The 16592-nt window shown below is 47.4% G+C and carries 17 protein-coding genes; 8 read left to right on the forward strand and 9 right to left on the reverse strand.

Going from position 1 to position 16592, the window contains the following annotated elements; genetic code table 11:
- Positions 1-13 precede the first annotated feature (13 nt).
- The 3 genes from alc to puuE form a co-directional block, all read right to left on the reverse strand.
- Positions 14-1000: an allantoicase gene (gene alc / locus AAA946_RS09295; RefSeq protein WP_338164605.1), complete on the reverse strand. Its 987-nt coding sequence runs from the start codon at positions 998-1000 to the stop codon at positions 14-16.
- Positions 1001-1067: 67 nt separating this feature from the next.
- On the reverse strand, positions 1068-1583 hold the full coding sequence (gene uraD / locus AAA946_RS09300) for a 2-oxo-4-hydroxy-4-carboxy-5-ureidoimidazoline decarboxylase (RefSeq protein WP_338164606.1): 516 nt from the start codon (positions 1581-1583) through the stop codon (positions 1068-1070).
- A 23-nt stretch (positions 1584-1606) separates the two neighbouring features.
- A complete protein-coding gene (gene puuE, locus AAA946_RS09305; RefSeq protein ID WP_338164607.1) occupies positions 1607-2524 on the reverse strand; it encodes an allantoinase PuuE in 918 nt (305 codons plus the stop codon).
- Positions 2525-2879: 355 nt separating this feature from the next.
- Here puuE and uraH point away from each other — a divergent pair, with 355 nt between their 5' ends.
- The gene (gene uraH, locus AAA946_RS09310; RefSeq protein WP_338164608.1) at positions 2880-3233 is read left to right on the forward strand and encodes a hydroxyisourate hydrolase; all 354 of its coding nucleotides are present in this window, start codon (positions 2880-2882) and stop codon (positions 3231-3233) included.
- Between the two features lie 229 nt (positions 3234-3462).
- Entirely contained in the window at positions 3463-4806 is a 1344-nt protein-coding gene (locus AAA946_RS09315) for an NCS2 family permease (RefSeq protein WP_338164609.1), read from the forward strand.
- Positions 4807-4915: 109 nt separating this feature from the next.
- Here the strand turns inward: AAA946_RS09315 and AAA946_RS09320 are convergent, their stop codons facing one another.
- From AAA946_RS09320 to gcl, 4 genes are all read right to left on the reverse strand, one after another.
- Positions 4916-5527, reverse strand: coding sequence for a TetR/AcrR family transcriptional regulator (locus AAA946_RS09320; protein ID WP_338164610.1), 612 nt, complete (start codon positions 5525-5527; stop codon positions 4916-4918).
- 255 nt (positions 5528-5782) lie between these two features.
- Entirely contained in the window at positions 5783-6673 is an 891-nt protein-coding gene (locus AAA946_RS09325; RefSeq protein WP_338164611.1) for a 2-hydroxy-3-oxopropionate reductase, read from the reverse strand.
- A gap of 25 nt (positions 6674-6698) precedes the next feature.
- Positions 6699-7475, reverse strand: coding sequence for a hydroxypyruvate isomerase (hyi, locus tag AAA946_RS09330; protein WP_338164612.1), 777 nt, complete (start codon positions 7473-7475; stop codon positions 6699-6701).
- A 36-nt stretch (positions 7476-7511) separates the two neighbouring features.
- Complete coding sequence (gene gcl, locus AAA946_RS09335; RefSeq protein WP_338164613.1) at positions 7512-9296, reverse strand: glyoxylate carboligase; 1785 nt, start codon at positions 9294-9296, stop codon at positions 7512-7514.
- Positions 9297-9626: 330 nt separating this feature from the next.
- Here gcl and aceB point away from each other — a divergent pair, with 330 nt between their 5' ends.
- Positions 9627-11225, forward strand: coding sequence for a malate synthase A (aceB, locus tag AAA946_RS09340; RefSeq protein WP_338165812.1), 1599 nt, complete (start codon positions 9627-9629; stop codon positions 11223-11225).
- Positions 11226-11308: 83 nt separating this feature from the next.
- Positions 11309-11746, forward strand: a complete 438-nt coding sequence (locus tag AAA946_RS09345; protein ID WP_338164614.1) for a GlcG/HbpS family heme-binding protein — start codon at positions 11309-11311, stop codon at positions 11744-11746.
- A gap of 37 nt (positions 11747-11783) precedes the next feature.
- On the opposite strand, the gene AAA946_RS09350 is transcribed toward AAA946_RS09345, so the two are convergent.
- The gene (locus AAA946_RS09350; RefSeq protein ID WP_338164615.1) at positions 11784-12266 is read right to left on the reverse strand and encodes a MarR family winged helix-turn-helix transcriptional regulator; all 483 of its coding nucleotides are present in this window, start codon (positions 12264-12266) and stop codon (positions 11784-11786) included.
- A gap of 116 nt (positions 12267-12382) precedes the next feature.
- On the opposite strand from AAA946_RS09350, the gene AAA946_RS09355 reads away from it, so the two are divergent.
- From AAA946_RS09355 to AAA946_RS09365, 3 genes are all read left to right on the forward strand, one after another.
- Positions 12383-13279 carry a DMT family transporter gene (locus AAA946_RS09355; protein WP_338164616.1) on the forward strand — a complete coding sequence of 299 codons (897 nt, stop codon included), beginning with the start codon at positions 12383-12385 and terminating at the stop codon, positions 13277-13279.
- Positions 13280-13367: 88 nt separating this feature from the next.
- Complete coding sequence (locus AAA946_RS09360; protein WP_338164617.1) at positions 13368-13598, forward strand: glutaredoxin family protein; 231 nt, start codon at positions 13368-13370, stop codon at positions 13596-13598.
- Positions 13599-13660: 62 nt separating this feature from the next.
- On the forward strand, positions 13661-14407 hold the full coding sequence (locus AAA946_RS09365) for a hypothetical protein (RefSeq protein WP_338164618.1): 747 nt from the start codon (positions 13661-13663) through the stop codon (positions 14405-14407).
- Here the strand turns inward: AAA946_RS09365 and AAA946_RS09370 are convergent.
- Positions 14391-15260 carry a LysR family transcriptional regulator gene (locus tag AAA946_RS09370; protein WP_338164619.1) on the reverse strand — a complete coding sequence of 290 codons (870 nt, stop codon included), beginning with the start codon at positions 15258-15260 and terminating at the stop codon, positions 14391-14393. The two genes, AAA946_RS09365 and AAA946_RS09370, sit on opposite strands and share 17 nt — an antisense overlap.
- Before the next feature lie 104 nt (positions 15261-15364).
- Between AAA946_RS09370 and AAA946_RS09375 the strand changes: the two genes are divergently transcribed.
- Positions 15365-16579, forward strand: a complete 1215-nt coding sequence (locus AAA946_RS09375; RefSeq protein ID WP_338164620.1) for an MFS transporter — start codon at positions 15365-15367, stop codon at positions 16577-16579.
- The last annotated feature ends 13 nt before the right edge of the window (positions 16580-16592 follow it).

The following is a 16592-nucleotide window of genomic DNA, read 5'->3' on the forward strand; positions in this document are numbered from 1 at the left end:
CCCTCTACTAAGTTTAGTCTGCCTTGGTGCCAAAGAGGCGCAAGCGACTGACACCGCCATCAGGGAAAATGTTCAATCGTACATGGGTAATGGGGCCAATCTCATTCACCTCAGAGACAAACTCATGAATCGAGTGAGCTTCGAGCTTTTGAGAGGGCAGGAGTTCTTTCCAGAACAAGCTTTGGGTCGCCACTTGATCATCGGTTCCCCCCTTCACATACGCAGCTTGAATCGAGCAGCTATCTGGGTAGTTACCCTTAAAGTGGGCAGTGTCCACCACCACGCGACCGACATTACCAGCATGTCCTAAGGCTACGATAACCCAGTCATTGCCAGGCGTTCTTCGGCGGGCGGTTTCCCAGCCATCCCCCATATTTTCGCCGCGGCCCGGGCCTAAGATGTTTGACTTATTCCCGTAGTGCTCGTCGCTACATGCTAACGCTCTTCCACCATGTTCTACGGCGGCGAGGTCAATTTGTTGCAGTTCATCGATAGCATCCCAGTCAACGCTTGGCGTACCATAAACACGCAGACGTGCCACACCACCGTCCGGATAGATATTCAGTCTCACGTGGGTGTAGACTTTTTCACTCGCTATCTCGCTGATATGGTGCTTGTCACCAGACAAGCTCTGAGACGGTAAAATCTCCTCCCATTCTGCGGAGTTCGTCGGGTCCGCTTCTGGGCTGTAAATGGCATCGATTGAAGCTGATGGCGGATAGTTGCCCGTAAAGAAAGAAGTATCGATATCCACGCCAGCAATGGTGCCCGCTAAGCCAAGTTTAACGACACAGTAGTCATAACCTTCACCACGCTTACGACGACTCTCCCAGCCGTCCATCCACTTACCGTTGTCGTCATAGACATCATCTTTCCACACCGGGTCTAGTCGACTGAGCAAGCGGCTCTTGTCTGCAAAAAAGTCATCCGTGGCGTAGAGCGCTTCTGCGCCCAGTTTGTCATCTGCTAAATTAATGTATTGTTCAATTTTCAAAGACATTTGTTGTCATCCAGTTCAATTATTCAATAAATAATAAAATGAGAGAGATAGCTGCCGTTTCCCTGACTTACATATCTCTTAAGCGAAATAACGCTATCTTGTTGATCTCGTTAAGCGCTGTAACAAACTCAGTTTCACTATCATTGCCTAATCGCATCTCGAACGACTCAAGAATTTGGTAACGATTGGCTCCCTTGACTGCCATGATGAAGGGAAAGTTGAAGCGACTTTTGTAGCTGTTGTTGTAGGTGGTAAATTTGGCAAACTCTTCCTCTGAACACTGGTCAATTCCGGCACCAGCTTGTTCAGCCGTCGAGGCCGCGGTTAATTCGCCATTTATGGCAGCTCGTCCAGCTAAGTCTGGGTGAGCATTAATCAAATCGAGCTGTTTAGACTCGGCTGCATTTAATAACGCCATCGACATCTTTAAATGCAGGCTTTCAATGTGGTCATCGTCTGGATCAAGTCCTGAATCAAATACAGACTCAGCAACCCAGGGACTATGTTCATAAATATCCGCAAAGCATGAGACAAACTCATCTCGAACCATTTCCGTTGGCTTACAGCGTTTAAATCGCGTCATCACTTTGCTCCTTGTGATTGTTGTTATTGATTCGAGTTGTGCGGGTGATGCTGATGCCAGTGCTTGGCAATATCGACCCTGCGGCATAGCCATACGTCTTCATACTGACTGACATAGTCTAAAAAGCGTCGAAGAGAAGCGATTCTTCCTGGTCGACCAATCAAACGACAGTGCAAACCAACCGACATCATTTTTGGTGCGTGTTCGCCCTCTTCGTATAAAGTGTCAAAGGTATCTTTGAGATACTGATAGAACTGCTCACCAGAGTTAAAACCTTGCACTGTGGCAAAACGCATATCGTTCACGTCTAATGTGTAAGGGATCACTAGCTGAGGTCGGCCTGTCTCTGTATGCCAATACGGAAGATCATCATCGTATGCATCAGAGTCATACAAGAAGCCGCCTTCTTCAGCGACGAGACGACGAGTATTTGGACCGGTACGTCCGGTGTACCAACCCACAGGGCGCTCACCAGTGACTTCTTTGATAATCGAAATCGCTTTTGCCATGTGGTCGCGCTCTTCGGATTCATCCATATACTGATAGTCAATCCAGCGATACCCGTGGCTGCAAATCTCATGTCCGGCTTCCTTCATTGCCTTCGCGACTTCGGGATAGCGCTCGACGGCCATAGCGACAGCAAAAATAGTCAGAGGTATGTCGTATTGCTCAAATAGGCGAAGCACACGCCACACACCGGCTCGGCTACCATATTCATAAATGGATTCCATGCTGATGTGACGCTCACCTTTGATGGGGGTTGCTGCAGGGATCTCAGAAAGAAATGCTTCCGATTCGTCATCGCCGTGAAGCACACAGCGCTCCCCGCCTTCTTCGTAGTTCAATACAAAGGATACGGCGATTCGTGCGTTGTTCGGCCATTTGGGGTTCGGAGGGTTGGCTCCGTAACCGACGAGGTTGCGAGAATAATCCTTATTCATCCACTGGCTCCTTATGCGTCTCTCTCAACTCGCTACTGCGCGTTATTCATCATTTCTTTAACTTAATTGTATACAATAAATTATCTTGATGTAAAGATTTTGTTTGTTGAGTTATATTTTAATTTTAAATTCATTAAAATCAGAGTTTTAAAAAACAAGACATCTTTATTTGCCACATAACAGTGCACTTTGCACCACCAAAAAGCAGGCGTCATCACCAACATTTTTATAACAGAAAACTTTACTATTCGGTTTAATTGTGTACATATTAATATCAATAGAGTTCTTGGTACGACCTCGTTGTATACAAGATAATACTGACCAATCAAGGAGCGTACGAAAGTACGAGGGCATTATGGGAAGACTAACTACACATGTATTGGATACAACAAACGGTGTCCCAGGCGCAGAAATATTAGTCGAGCTGTTTCGCGTGCAAGGAGACGACATCCAGTTCATTAAACGAGTTTTCACCAACTCTGATGGACGCACCGACGCACCTATATTGGAAAATGACGCATTTCTACCGGGCAAGTACCAACTCGTCTTTCATGTCGCAGAGTACTATCAGAAAAAAGGCGTTGAGCTCGACGAAGTACCATTTTTAGACGACGTGGTGATCCGCTTTGGACTGAATGATGAAGACGCTCACTATCACGTTCCATTGTTGGTCTCCCCGTTTAGTTTTTCGACCTACCGAGGCAGTTAGCCAGGTATCAACCGACTCTTAAAAGTTGTCTCACGCAGCTTTGTATGAGGCGCGCGTAACTGCGCACTACCAGTAAATTGAAATGAACCACCTCTCAAGAGGCATGGCTCTTCCTTTGCATTTTTATTTGCAAACAGAGTCATGGGGACTGCTGTTTTCAATTTCAGGATAAGCAATAGAAATTTTACCCACTCAACCTTCAAGGGTAATGCGAAAAGGACTTACTCAAATGAATGAAACCAAAGCAGAAGTGCTCAATGAAGCATCCCAAAACAGCCTCTTAGAGCGCTATTTTAAAATCAAGCAACACGGTTCAAGTGTTAAAAACGAACTCTTAGGTGGCGTCACCACCTTTGCTACCATGGCCTACATCATCTTTGTAAACCCAAGCATCATGGCCGCTTCGGGCATGGATCAAGGGGCGGTGTTTGTCGCGACCTGTATTGGCGCAGCCATCGGCTGTTTGCTGATGGGCTTGTTTGCTAACTGGCCTGTAGGCTTAGCACCGGGCATGGGTCTTAATGCGTTTTTCTCATTTACCGTCGTCAGTGAAATGGGTTATAGCTGGGAAGTGGCGTTAGGTGCGGTATTTATCTCTGGTGTGTTGTTTGTAGGGATGAGTTTCTACAAGATACGACAATGGATTATTGAGAGTATCCCCGAAAGTCTTCGTTACGCAATGACCGCAGGCGTAGGTCTATTCTTGGGTCTGATTGGTCTTAAAACTGCAGGTATCGTCGTCGAAAACCCAGCAACATTGGTCTCTTTAGGTGATTTTACTAAACCAGATGCGCTTCTAGCAGCCGTGGCGTTCCTGATCATTGCCGTGCTAAGTGAACGCCGCGTTTTCGGCGCTGTACTTATCGGCATTCTAAGTGTCACTATGATCGGTATGATGATGGGAATAGTTCAATACAATGGCTTTTTCTCAGCACCTCCAAGCATTGCGCCAACCTTCCTTGCTATGGATATTACCGGTGCGCTTAATGTTTCTATGGTGAGCGTTATCCTAGCGTTCCTATTCGTCAACATGTTTGATACTGCTGGTACGCTTATGGGCGTGGCTGAGCGTGCAAATCTCGTTAACAAAGAAACCGGTAAAATCGAAGGCTTAAGCAAAGCACTGAAAGCGGACAGTATTTCTAGTGTCGCGGGAGCTTGCGTAGGTTGTCCGCCGGTAACCAGTTATGTTGAAAGTGCTGCAGGTGTCGCTGCAGGGGCGAGAACTGGTCTTTCGGCCATTGTCGTTGCTGTACTATTCCTTGCGGCTATTTTCCTATCGCCTCTTGCAGGTATGATCCCCGCTTACGCGACCGCTGGCGCTCTTATTTACGTGGCCTTTGTCATGATGAGTAGTATGCAGCATGTTGATTGGAAAGACTTTACTAATGGTGCACCTGCTGCCATTACAGCACTCATGATGCCGCTGACCTTCTCAATCGCTAATGGTATAGCGCTTGGCTTTATCACCTACACAGTACTAAAAGTCGCCACGGGTAAAACGAAAGATGTCTCGATCTCAATGTATATCCTGAGCGCCGTGTTCATCGCGAAGCTGGTCTTTATTGGCTAAGCTGTCGTTTTCAAATGAGATAAACAGAAAAGCGGCAAACGTAAATTCGTTTGCCGCTTTTCTATGGCTCATCGTGAATTAGTGTAATTCTGTATACCAAAGCCACGAACTAGCTGCTTTTCACTCCGCACCCTTGAATCACCATCTTAGTTAGAAACGTCGCCGCCTCGTCAAAATCACTGTCGGATAGCTCTGGCTTGTCGAGTACGCTGCATATCTGCCAGCTAAAGTCTGCGTACGTTTGAGTAGCCGACCAAATGGCAAACATAAGGTGATGCGGTGGTACGTCATCCATTAAGCCCTGCTCTGCCCAATTGGCGAACTTCTCTAAAATAAGTTGTGATTGTTGAAATAGCTTAGAGCGAATACCCTCAGGCAACACCTTAGCACCCGACATCACTTCACTGGCAAATACACGGGATGCATGTGGGTGGTCTCTGGAAATCATCAGCTTGGTGCGAATGTATTGGGTAAGCGCTTCAACTGGATCATCGAGCTGTTCGATCGGCAATGATGCTTCAAGAAGGGGTTGGGTAACGGTTTCTAGCACCGCGTAATAGAGTTTATCTTTCGAACTGAAGTAGTAAAACACATTAGGTTTAGGAATAGCTGCCGCCTTGGCGATATCGACCATTTTGGTTGCAGCATAGCCATGGGTAGCAAACTGCTCACTGGCCACTTCAATGATCAAATCTTGATTCTTCCTGCGGATGCGCGACATGTTTGTCCTTACTGTCGTTACTCATGCTTGGCTTATCTTAATGAATTTAAAAACTAAGTACAAAGCCTAAGGTGTGATTTCAGAACAAACACAAGGCATAAAAAATCCCGAAGCCAATACTCGTTGCGCTCTGATTAGTGAAGTTTGAAGCCGACAACTTCAGCGCAATGAGTATAACTTCGGGAACGCGTATAAAAGGAGACAAAACTACGCGATTGAGGCGGAAACTATTTGGATAGATTGTCTCTGCTGACTCTACTTACGAATAGAATGTGCAGAGCGCATTTCAAGTGCTTTGATTAACGCGGAGTGGTCCCAATTTTCACCCCCTTGATCGACACACTCATCGAACAGATGCTGCGCCGTCTCAGTATTGGGTAACGCCACTCCTAATTCATTTGCACCCGTTAATGCAAGATTGAGATCTTTTTGATGGAGTGCGATTTTAAAACCAGGGTTGAAGCTACCTTCAATCATTCTCTCTCCGTGAACCTCAAGGATTTTTGAGCTAGCGAATCCGCCCAGTAGTGCTTGGCGTACCCGAGCAGGATCGGCACCCGCTTTTGAGGCAAATACCAAGGCTTCCGACACCGCTTCTATATTCAGCGCAACAATGATTTGATTGGCCACTTTGCAAGTTTGCCCTGCACCGCTATCACCCACCAGCGTGATATTTTTGCCCAGCACTTCAAATAAAGGTCTCGCGGTATCAAAAGCAGATTGATCACCACCGACCATAATGCTCAATGTTGCATTGACTGCGCCGACCTCCCCGCCGGACACTGGCGCATCAAGATACTGAGCTCCGCTCTCTTTGATGCGCTTAGCAAATGACTGCGTGGCCATCGGTGAAATTGAGCTCATATCAATGATCAGCTTATTGGCGTTGCCTTCTAGACCCTCCTCTACACCGTGTGCGTTAAATAGCACCTCTTCAACTTGCGGTGTATTGGGCAGCATGAGTATCGTGACATCTGCGATAGCGGTCGCTTCTTTTGGTGAATGGCACACCGTTGCGCCACGCGCGACTAGCTCTGCTGGAGGCGGCGTAAAGTGATCCGATAGTACCAATTCGTAACCGGCACTTTGCAGGTTTTTCGCCATCGGTAGTCCCATAATACCTGTACCAATAAATGCTATTTTCATAGAATATTCTCCTTAACGTTCTAAATTATTGAAAATCGTTCAACCACGATAGCCCCTGACGCGTACTGGCTTTGGGCTTGTATTCACATCCAACCCAACCTTGATAACCAAGTTCATCAAGATGCGGCAGCAAAAAGTGATAATTGATTTCTCCGGTTCCGGGCTCATGACGCCCTGGATTATCCGCCAATTGAATGTGAGCAATGTTTGACAGGTTCTTCGCTATTGTCGGCGACAAGTCGCCCTCCATGATCTGCATGTGGTAGATGTCGTACTGCAGCGACAGATTGTCACTGCCCACTTCAGCGATCACCTCCAGCGCTTGCTCTGTGGTGTTTAGGAAGAAGCCAGGAATGTCTCGGGTATTAATTGCTTCGATCACCAGCGCAATGCCTGCAGCCTCGAGTTGCTGAGCCGCATAGCGAAGGTTAATCACAAACGTCGTATGAGCATCTTGCTCAGTGACACCTTCCGGCACGATGCCAGCAAGGCAGTTCACTTGTGTATTTCCTAATACCTTCGCGTATTCAATCGCTTGCGCGACACCAAGCTGAAACTCCTCAATTCGATTTGGGTCAACGGCAATCCCTCGGTCCCCCAACTCCCAATCACCAGCAGGCAAATTAAACAGAACTTGCTCAAGTTGATGGTTCTCTAATTGAGTCTTTATCGTCTGAGCCTCAAAGTCATAGGGAAACAGATATTCAACCCCCTTAAACCCCGCCAATGCGGCTTGTTCAAAGCGTTCTAGAAAATCGAATTCGGTAAACAACATCGACAGGTTGGCAGCAAATTTGGGCATGATACTCTCCTTAGTTATCGTGTTTTAAAGCAGCGTTTATTGTGCTCGATCGCGTTTTGCCAATGCCGTAGGAGCATCACCATCGCTATCCGCAAGAGGTTCAAACTCATTGATGGCATTGATTTCTGCCCCCATGGAGATATTCGTGACTCGCTCAAGGATGACTTCTACCACTACCGGTACTTGATGGGCTGCCATTAACGAGCGGGCCTGTGCGAAAGCCGCCTGTATCTTGGCTGGGTCTGTAACACGCAGGGCTTTACAGCCCAAACCCTCAACGACCTTCACATGATCGACACCATAACCTTCCACTTCTGGTGAATTTTGGTTTTCAAATGCTAGTTGCACGCAGTAGTCGATATCAAACTGACGCTGTGCTTGGCGAATCAGTCCCAAATAAGAGTTATTCACTACAACGTGAATATAAGGGAGATTGAACTGAGCTCCGACTGCCAACTCTTCTATCATGAACTGGAAGTCGTAATCGCCTGAAATCGCGACCACATTGCGCTGGGGATCGGCAACCTTAACGCCCAGTGCGGCTGGAACGGTCCAACCTAGCGGTCCGGCTTGGCCGCAATTGATCCAATGCCTTGGTTTGTAAACATGAAGAAACTGTGCTGCCGCAATTTGTGAAAGGCCAATCGTACTGACATAGCAAGTGTCCTCTCCAAATGCTTGGTTCATCTCTTCATAAACACGCATAGGTTTGATCGGCGTATCAGTGAAATGAGTTTTGCGCAGCATGGTGGCTTTACGATGCTGACATTGTCCAACCCAAGCCGATCTCTCTGGAAGCATGTCGTTCGCCGCGCGTTCTTTCGCAACATCGACCATTAGCTCCAATGCTGCTTTGGCGTCCGAGACAATCCCAAGATCGGGGCAGAACACTCGACCAATTTGAGTCGGTTCAATATCAATATGAACAAACTTTCGTCCCTTAGTGTAAACATCTAGAGAACCTGTATGTCGATTCGCAAAGCGATTACCGACACCAAATACAAAATCAGACTCGAGCAGCGTTTCGTTACCATATCGATGCGCCGTTTGCAGCCCGACCATACCCGCCATCAGCTCATGATCATCTGGGATTGAACCCCACCCCATGAGCGTTGGAATGACTGGGATACCCGTTATCTCAGCAAACTGCTGCAACAGCTCAGAGGCACCAGCATTAATCACCCCACCACCAGAAACAATGACGGGCTTCTCTGCCTCCGTGAGCATGTCGAGCGCTTTCTCTACTTGCTCACGAGTGGCCGACGGCTTAAAGGCCTCTAACGGCTCATAGGTATCAATATCAAACTCAATTTCGGCCAACTGTACATCAAGGGGCAGGTCAATCAGCACTGGGCCAGGGCGTCCCGAGCGCATTAAATGAAATGCTTTTTGAAAGGCACGAGGAACCTGAGCTGGCTCTAATACCGTTGTCGCCCACTTAGTGACGGGTTTGGCGATAGATTCAATGTCTACCGCCTGAAAATCCTCTTTGTGCAAGCGATCACGTGGCGCTTGACCAGTAATGCACAAAATAGGGATCGAGTCCGCTGATGCGGAATAAAGGCCAGTAATCATATCCGTACCAGCAGGACCCGATGTTCCAATACACACACCGATGTTGTCTTGCTCGGTGCGCGTAAAGCCTTCAGCCATATGAGAGGCACCTTCCACGTGACGAGCAAGCACGTGCTCGATACCTCCTAGTTTCTTCATCGCAGCATACATCGGATTAATTGCCGCGCCAGGAACACCAAATGCAATCTGGATCCCTTCTTTTTTAAGTACCGCTACCGCGGCTTCTATTGCCTTCATTCTTGCCATTGCAACTCCCCCCATTGAATTGTGTACAATTTTCGATCACTTTGTGTACTATGAACCAATTCCGAGTATTCGCAAGCCTAAAATTCATAAATTCCTTACCTAGAGCTCATACACTAAGTGGCCACTAACCCCGAAAACACTCACAAACAATGCTTTATGTAAAATATCTTTACGTAAAAATATTTTTCAAAGAATCTGCGGTTAATTTTATGAAAAATAGTCTTTGATCATTTGTTGGTTTTCTCATATAAGTAGATATGAGAAACATTTTTGTATACAAAAAATAATAATATTGTGTAAAGGAGACAGGCTATGGCCACCATCGAAGGAATGAAAACAGCACCCGCGAATCGGCTGAATGTAACAGGGTCGATGAACAGCAAGGACTATCAAGAGATTCTCAATGAGGAAGCTTTAGGTTTTCTCAATACCTTAGTGGCACATTTTGGCGATCGCAGAGAAGCACTTCTCAAGCAAAGAGAGGTTAAACAAGCGGCCTATGATGCTGGCGAGTTACCAAGTTTTCGTAGCGACACCGAATCGATCCGACAAGACAAAAGCTGGCAAGTGAACACTATCCCCGAGCCACTACTGGATCGCCGAGTAGAAATTACTGGCCCGGTTGACCGCAAGATGGTGATCAATGCCCTCAATTCTGGCGCCAAAGTCTTTATGTGCTGCTTTGAAGATGCTTCTTCACCCACATGGGCAAACATGGTGGAAGGTCAAATCAACCTTAGGGACGCCAACAACGGCACCATTAGCCACTACGATGAAAACAAGAACAAGCACTACACACTCACAGCGGATCCCGCGTTATTGATCGCCAGACCACGCGGGCTGCATTTACCAGAAAACTCGATTCAGTTTAATAATAAACCAATCGCCGGTTGTTTAATGGACTTCGCTCTGTACTTCTTCCACAACTATCAGTCACGAGCAGCGAAAGGGCTTGGTGTTTACTACTACATTCCCAAGTTAGAGTGTATGGAAGAAGCCAAATGGTGGGATGATGTCTTTTCATTTACTGAAAACTATTTTGGCCTACCGACAGGCACAATCCGCGCCACCGTGCTCATCGAAACCCTTCCCGCAGTGTTCCAAATGGATGAAATATTGTATGCAATGAAAGACCATATCGTTGCTATGAACTGCGGTCGCTGGGATTACATTTTTAGCTACATTAAGACGCTTAAGAATCACAAAGATCGTATTCTTCCTGACCGTCACGGTATCGGCATGGATAAGGCGTTTCTGAACGCCTACAGCCAGCTGCTGGTTAAAACCTGCCACGCACGCGGTGCTCTCGCTATGGGTGGAATGTCTGCATTCATCCCTGCTAAAGACCCACAAGAAATGGCCAAAGTGACCGCAAAAGTCATCGAAGACAAACAAAGAGAGTCTCAAAACGGCCATGATGGTACCTGGGTCGCGCACCCTGCTCTGGTTGATTTGGCGATGTCGACGTTTGATGAGCAGCTCAACGGCAAGATTAATCAACTCGATTTTGTTAGCCCTGAGACAGATATATGCGCAGAAACGCTACTGAAGCCTTGTGAAGGTACTCGCGACGAGGCTGGCGTTCGCAAGAATATTCGCATCGCACTCTACTATATCGAAGCATGGATCCAAGGCCATGGCTGTGTCCCTATCTACGGTCTTATGGAAGACGCCGCTACTGCCGAGATATCTCGCGCCAACATCTGGCAATGGATCCACCACGGTATCACGCTCGATGATGGTCAGGCGTTTAACAAAGATCTTTTTCACACTTGGCTCTACCAAGAGCTAAAAACCATTCAACAGGAAGTAGGCGACACTCGTTACTATGCCGGACGCTTTGAAGAAACTGCTGACCTTTTCTATGAGCTGTCGACATCGAAACAATTCGCCAACTTCCTGACTCTTCCAAGCTACTCCCTACTTTAAGTTTTGGCTTTAGCCAGCCGATCAAGTGCTGGCTAATCCAACTGAGGAGAATAGCGCAAGCGACTAGACGATGAGGAAACAACATGGGAAGTTTAACTCTTAACCAAGCACTAACGATCATTGATGGCACCTTCCAGGCAGGGGAAAAAGATGCATGTGCACCGTTAACAGCGGCAGTACTCGATAGCGGTGGAAAACTCATCTCTCTGCAACGCCAGGATGGTTCTAGCATGATGAGACCCGACATCGCGATTGCGAAAGCCTGGGGAGCACTAGCGCTTGGTTGTTCGTCTAGGAAGCTGGCACAAGATGCGGATGCAAGACCTGCGTTTATCTCAGCGGTGAACGTCTTGGCACACGGCAACATGGTCCCCGTACCTGGTGGTCTGCTGATTCGAGATAAAGATCAGCATGTCATTGGCGCTATCGGTGTCAGTGGCGATCTGTCCGATACCGACGAGCGCTGCGCACTAGTTGGGATCGCAGCCGCGGATTTATGTAGCGACGAGCAAGCCGCGTAATCAAAGGGAAAGGTCTAGGGCACTAGACCTTTATTATTTATTCGTATTGGCTTAGCCACACTTTGAGCAACTGATTAGCTTGTTTCTTTTGCGCCGCGCTCAATGATTTCACGAGATTTTTTTGTACGTCGGCATGCTCTTCAATTAACTGATCAATCAGCACCAAACCATCTTGCGTCAACTGCACCGTCACACTGCGACGGTCTTCTTTGCTATGCTCACGCAAGATCAGGCCCTTACTCTCTAGTTTATCGAGTCGGTTGGTCATCGCGCCGGACGTCAGCATCATTGTATCAATCAGCTCAGACGGCGTTAGACAGTATGGTTGACCACTACGGCGAAGTGTTGCGATCACGTCAAATTCACCTAGCTTCAGATCATACTTCTTGTGTAAATCTGCCACTTTGGTTTCCATGTACTTAGCGATACGCATGAGCCTTCCCATCATCGCCATCGGATCCGTATCCAGTGTTGGCTTTTCTGTTGCCCACTGTTCGACCAATCGATCTATCGCGTCCATTCCAATATGTTCTCACTATTTAGGTTCAGAAAAACTAGCTTAACATAAAGATACTTTACAGACAGCTCAAAGATGGTTAAAGTGTCGGTAGATATCTTAACGTAAAGATAAATTGAATGAATATACTTTTAGCTATGATCCCCGCTTTCTTCTGGGGTACAACCTATGCGGTCACCAAGTTTACGCTTCCAGACTGGCCGCCGATCCTACTGGGTGCACTTCGCGCATTGCCAGCGGGCTTGTTATTGCTATTAGTAAAACCTTCACTGCCTAAGAAGGGCGAGTGGAAAATTTTGTTTATCTTGGGCACCGTAAACATTGCGACCTTCTTTGGCCTTATCTTTGTCATGGCGCAAACCCTACCGTCAACGATTTCCGGCGTTGGCATGGTGTCTGTACCAGTATTCGCCATGTTGTATCAGTGGCTCGTGAATAAGAAGCGTCCAAGCTGGCTGCAAACACTCAGCGGTCTAGCGCTTGTGTTGTTCGCTTTCTTTCTGTTTTCACCAGGTTCAATCTCGCTCAACCCTATCGGTTTAGGCGCCATGTTGGCAGCGATAATGTGTATTGTTGTTGGTAGCGGCATGACCAAAACACTCGGCGGACGTATCCATTGGTGGACGATTTTGACTTGGCAGTTGATTTTGGGTGGTGCTGTACTTGGGCTCGCATCTGGCGTTCACGCAGCGCTCGAGCCGCAAATCTACGTATCGGTGATCGACAATTTTTCCACTCAGAACCTAATGGGGCTACTTTGGGTTGTGGGTCTCAATACCGCGTTAAGTTATGGCATGTACGTTTGGCTGCTGCAACGCATGAGTGTGGTCGACTTTACCTTTGGCGGCATCGCTAACCCTATCGCCGGTATTGTGTGTGGTATGGTGCTGCTTAGCGAGTCATTTACGCAAACCCAATATGCATTGATGATTGGCATGATCATGATGTCCTTGGTGCCACAGACTCTGCAAGCCGTCAAACAGCACCGATTAGCCAGTTTAGCCAAACAAGGCTAAGCTTGCCCCCGATTTCATCGAAAGTGGCTTGAGGTTCTTAGGTGAACTACGTACCATACGGCCACTTTTTCATAACAGCGCTATCAACATGAAACGACTTGTCCTCTACGTAAAAGACAAATGCCCACATTGCAAAGACGCTCAACGCTACCTAGACAGCAAAGGGTATAAATATCGCTTAACTAACGCGAAAATGCAGCGTGGCCGAAAAGAGCTCGACGCGATTGGTGCTCGTTCATTACCTGTATTGAAAATTGGTGACCGCTACATGATTGGCTGGAACCCAAAAAATTTCGAGAAGATGTATAACAGCAATTAGTTCTACATTTCCTATACTGCCCCTATCTAGCTAACCTATCCGCTAAACACAAGGGGCATCAAATGCAACGTCACATTGCCATACCTTTGATGGCTTGTTTGATGAGCATGCTAATGGTTTCGCTGTTTTTTTCCTTTGCTCATGCAGCTCTTGCCTTAGATGAAGCAAGAATCGCCAACCAGCGGCTCTACATGCTGCAGTTCAATGAGGCCAAAGACCCGTCATTGAACTGCTTGGCAACTCAAGTGGGTAATAGCACCCTTGTGACTCCCGCCCGCTGTTTGTTTTCAGAAACCGAGTCTACTCTCTACCCTTTACGCCACCTTCGACTCACGCCACTCTTCTCTCAAGATGATAGATATAGTTACGCGCATGTGGTATCAGTTACAACCGATCATCAAAAGCTCGCCGAAGTCACCACAGAGCAAGACTGGGCAATTATAGAAGTGAATACTGAGCTGGGGTGCCACCAGCAGTTACCCGCGCTCTTGGTGATGCCAGAACAAGGCTGGAATTCTGAACCTGTTCAAGTCGCCGTATGGGATAACGCGCGAAATACACTGTCTGTTGAAACCTGCTTATTGGATTCCAGTCAAGAGGGCAACCTTACGCTAGGCGACTGTGATGAAATGAGCAAGCTGATGGCGGGCACCCCGGTGATCAGTCTGATAGGCACATCGAGCACTTTAATAGGCATGGTTACCAGCAATCATCAAATCCAAGGCCGCACTTACTATCAAGTGACCCCCATAGAAGCGGCGCTGAGTCGATTAACGCCTCAGCAGCTCTGCACTACACCTGCTTTTTAATGAATTCGATGAAGCTCCTATCTGCGCGAGACAAATAGCCATCTTTACGCCAAGCTAAAGCCAGGTCGACATACACCGGCGGTTCAAAAGAAACACCGCGAGTTTCTGGCTCGTGTTCAGTCACTAGTTCAAGCAGTGCAGTGATGGCGTATTCATGTTTTACGATTGACAGAATCATCGGCAATAAGTTGGTTTCGAAAGAAAATTTAGCGTCGACCTGCCTACGTTTACATTCTTCATCAATGAAATCACGGTGAAAGTATCCAGGCTTAAACATGACGAGTTCCTCATCGAAAAACTCAGCAAAGTCGAGTGATTGTCGAGTAGCGAAGGGATGGTGCTCACTCACAACCGCCACCATCTCTGAACGAAAGATCTGATCGACTTCCAAATCTTCCGGTACCTCTTTGTTTCTAATCACGCCAAGATCTATTTCACCACTTAGCAGCATTCTACGGATATCTTGAGTGCCCGCCTCAACGACCGTCATCTTGAGATGTGGATAAGCACTTTTGAACGCCATGACGATTTCTGGAAAAAAATACGACCCCATCATACTCGGCGTTCCTAATCGAACCTCACCTTTTAACAACCCTTTCATTTCATCTACCGCCAGTTTCGCATCCTCGATTTGCTGCAACACTTTGCGAGCATGAGGCTCAAGTGCTCGTCCCTCTTGAGTAAGACGAACTTGCTTATCGATACGGGTAAAAAGTTGAATACCGAGTTGTTGCTCAAACTTTCGAATTGAAATACTAAGCGCAGGCTGGGCGATCCTCACCGCTTGCGCGGCACGAGTAAAATTCTGATGGTCAACCACCGCAAGAAAATGAGTAAGCTGCTTAATGTCCACTATAAATAAAATATATCGAATCCATATTTTTAATATATTTCATTAATCTCAAACACAATGCTAATTTGATCACATAGTTAACCGAAAAGCAGTAAGGCTTCACCGTGATTGAATTGCACTCTCCTCAATATCGACGCATTACCTTAGCACTGGCATTGGGCTCGTTTTTGGTGTTTTGCAATCTTTATGTTTTCCAGCCTATCTTGCCACAACTCAGCAGCCACTTCGGCGTATCAGAAACCGAGATCAACTGGGTGTTCGCAGCTTCTACACTTGCGCTCTCCTTGTGTTTAGTGCCATGGGCGATTACCTCAGAGAGCATCGGAAGGCGCTCTGTCATGTTAGGCGGGCTCCTGTCATTGCCATTCATAGGCTATGCGATGATGCTTACCGACAGCCTAACTGCGATCGTCCTCCTTAGAGCGGCTATGGGCGTAGGACTCGCGGCATTTGCCTCTGTGGCGGTGGCTTATATGGTAGAAGAGCTCTCTCCAGACGCATTTACTAAGGCAATTGGTGGTTACATTGCTGCTAACTCTCTCGGGGGAATTGCAGGTCGCGTAGCCGGTGGGATCTTAACTGACTATTTTGATTGGAAGACGGCGGTATTTGCGATCGCGACGTTTACTTTAATCTCGGCTCTCGTCGTGGTCATGATGCTGCCCAAACAACAAAACTTTAAGCCAACACGTGGCCTGTTCTATCACCACAACCGCAGCCTGGTTGCACATATTTCCAATCCTACCGTCTGGATAGCAATGCTTATAGGCGGTATCAACTTCGCGCTGTTCGTTAACCTCTATTCGGTGATGGGGTTTCGATTGGTCGAAGCGCCCCATAGCCTCCCCATCGCATTAAGTTCGTTAATATTCCTGTGCTATCTGGCAGGTACCGTCACTTCTAAAGTGAGCGCGAACTGGCGCAAGAAGTATCCGCCAATACCCGGAATGGTGCTTGGTACGCTGTTAAGTCTACTTGGCATGCTCATCGCTCTATTTGAGGTAATACCCGCGATGCTGTTGGGACTGCTACTCATTAGTGGCGGCGCATTCTTCACTCATACGCTGGCCTATGCTTGGGTAAGCCAAAAAGCCACCCACGCAAAAGCCACCGCGACCGCGCTGTATCTCGTTCACTATTATATTGGCGGCAGTTTGGGTGGATTTTTCTTGCTCTATTGCTGGCAAGTGGGTCGGTGGCCGGGCGTGGTTGAAGGGGGTGCGTTGCTCTACATTGCGCTATTTGCCCTTTGCTATAAGCTGTATCACGTTAATCAGCGCAGTTCACTCGCCGATAAGCCGATTAACCACCCTTCGTAGCGATTGAGCGATT

The sequence above is a fragment of the Vibrio sp. 10N genome, from assembly GCF_036245475.1.
Taxonomy (GTDB): Bacteria; Pseudomonadota; Gammaproteobacteria; order Enterobacterales; family Vibrionaceae; genus Vibrio.

Coding starts and splice junctions, on each gene's coding strand:
- AAA946_RS09355 (WP_338164616.1), top strand. CDS start 12,383: ATGAATATACTTTTAGCTATGATCCCCGCTTTCTTCTGGGGTACAACC.
- hyi (WP_338164612.1), bottom strand. CDS start 7,475: ATGCCCAAATTTGCTGCCAACCTGTCGATGTTGTTTACCGAATTCGAT.
- AAA946_RS09360 (WP_338164617.1), top strand. CDS start 13,368: ATGAAACGACTTGTCCTCTACGTAAAAGACAAATGCCCACATTGCAAA.
- aceB (WP_338165812.1), top strand. CDS start 9,627: ATGAAAACAGCACCCGCGAATCGGCTGAATGTAACAGGGTCGATGAAC.
- AAA946_RS09350 (WP_338164615.1), bottom strand. CDS start 12,266: ATGGACGCGATAGATCGATTGGTCGAACAGTGGGCAACAGAAAAGCCA.
- AAA946_RS09315 (WP_338164609.1), top strand. CDS start 3,463: ATGAATGAAACCAAAGCAGAAGTGCTCAATGAAGCATCCCAAAACAGC.
- uraH (WP_338164608.1), top strand. CDS start 2,880: ATGGGAAGACTAACTACACATGTATTGGATACAACAAACGGTGTCCCA.
- gcl (WP_338164613.1), bottom strand. CDS start 9,296: ATGGCAAGAATGAAGGCAATAGAAGCCGCGGTAGCGGTACTTAAAAAA.
- uraD (WP_338164606.1), bottom strand. CDS start 1,583: ATGACGCGATTTAAACGCTGTAAGCCAACGGAAATGGTTCGAGATGAG.
- AAA946_RS09365 (WP_338164618.1), top strand. CDS start 13,661: ATGCAACGTCACATTGCCATACCTTTGATGGCTTGTTTGATGAGCATG.
- AAA946_RS09325 (WP_338164611.1), bottom strand. CDS start 6,673: ATGAAAATAGCATTTATTGGTACAGGTATTATGGGACTACCGATGGCG.
- AAA946_RS09320 (WP_338164610.1), bottom strand. CDS start 5,527: ATGTCGCGCATCCGCAGGAAGAATCAAGATTTGATCATTGAAGTGGCC.
- puuE (WP_338164607.1), bottom strand. CDS start 2,524: ATGAATAAGGATTATTCTCGCAACCTCGTCGGTTACGGAGCCAACCCT.
- alc (WP_338164605.1), bottom strand. CDS start 1,000: ATGTCTTTGAAAATTGAACAATACATTAATTTAGCAGATGACAAACTG.
- AAA946_RS09345 (WP_338164614.1), top strand. CDS start 11,309: ATGGGAAGTTTAACTCTTAACCAAGCACTAACGATCATTGATGGCACC.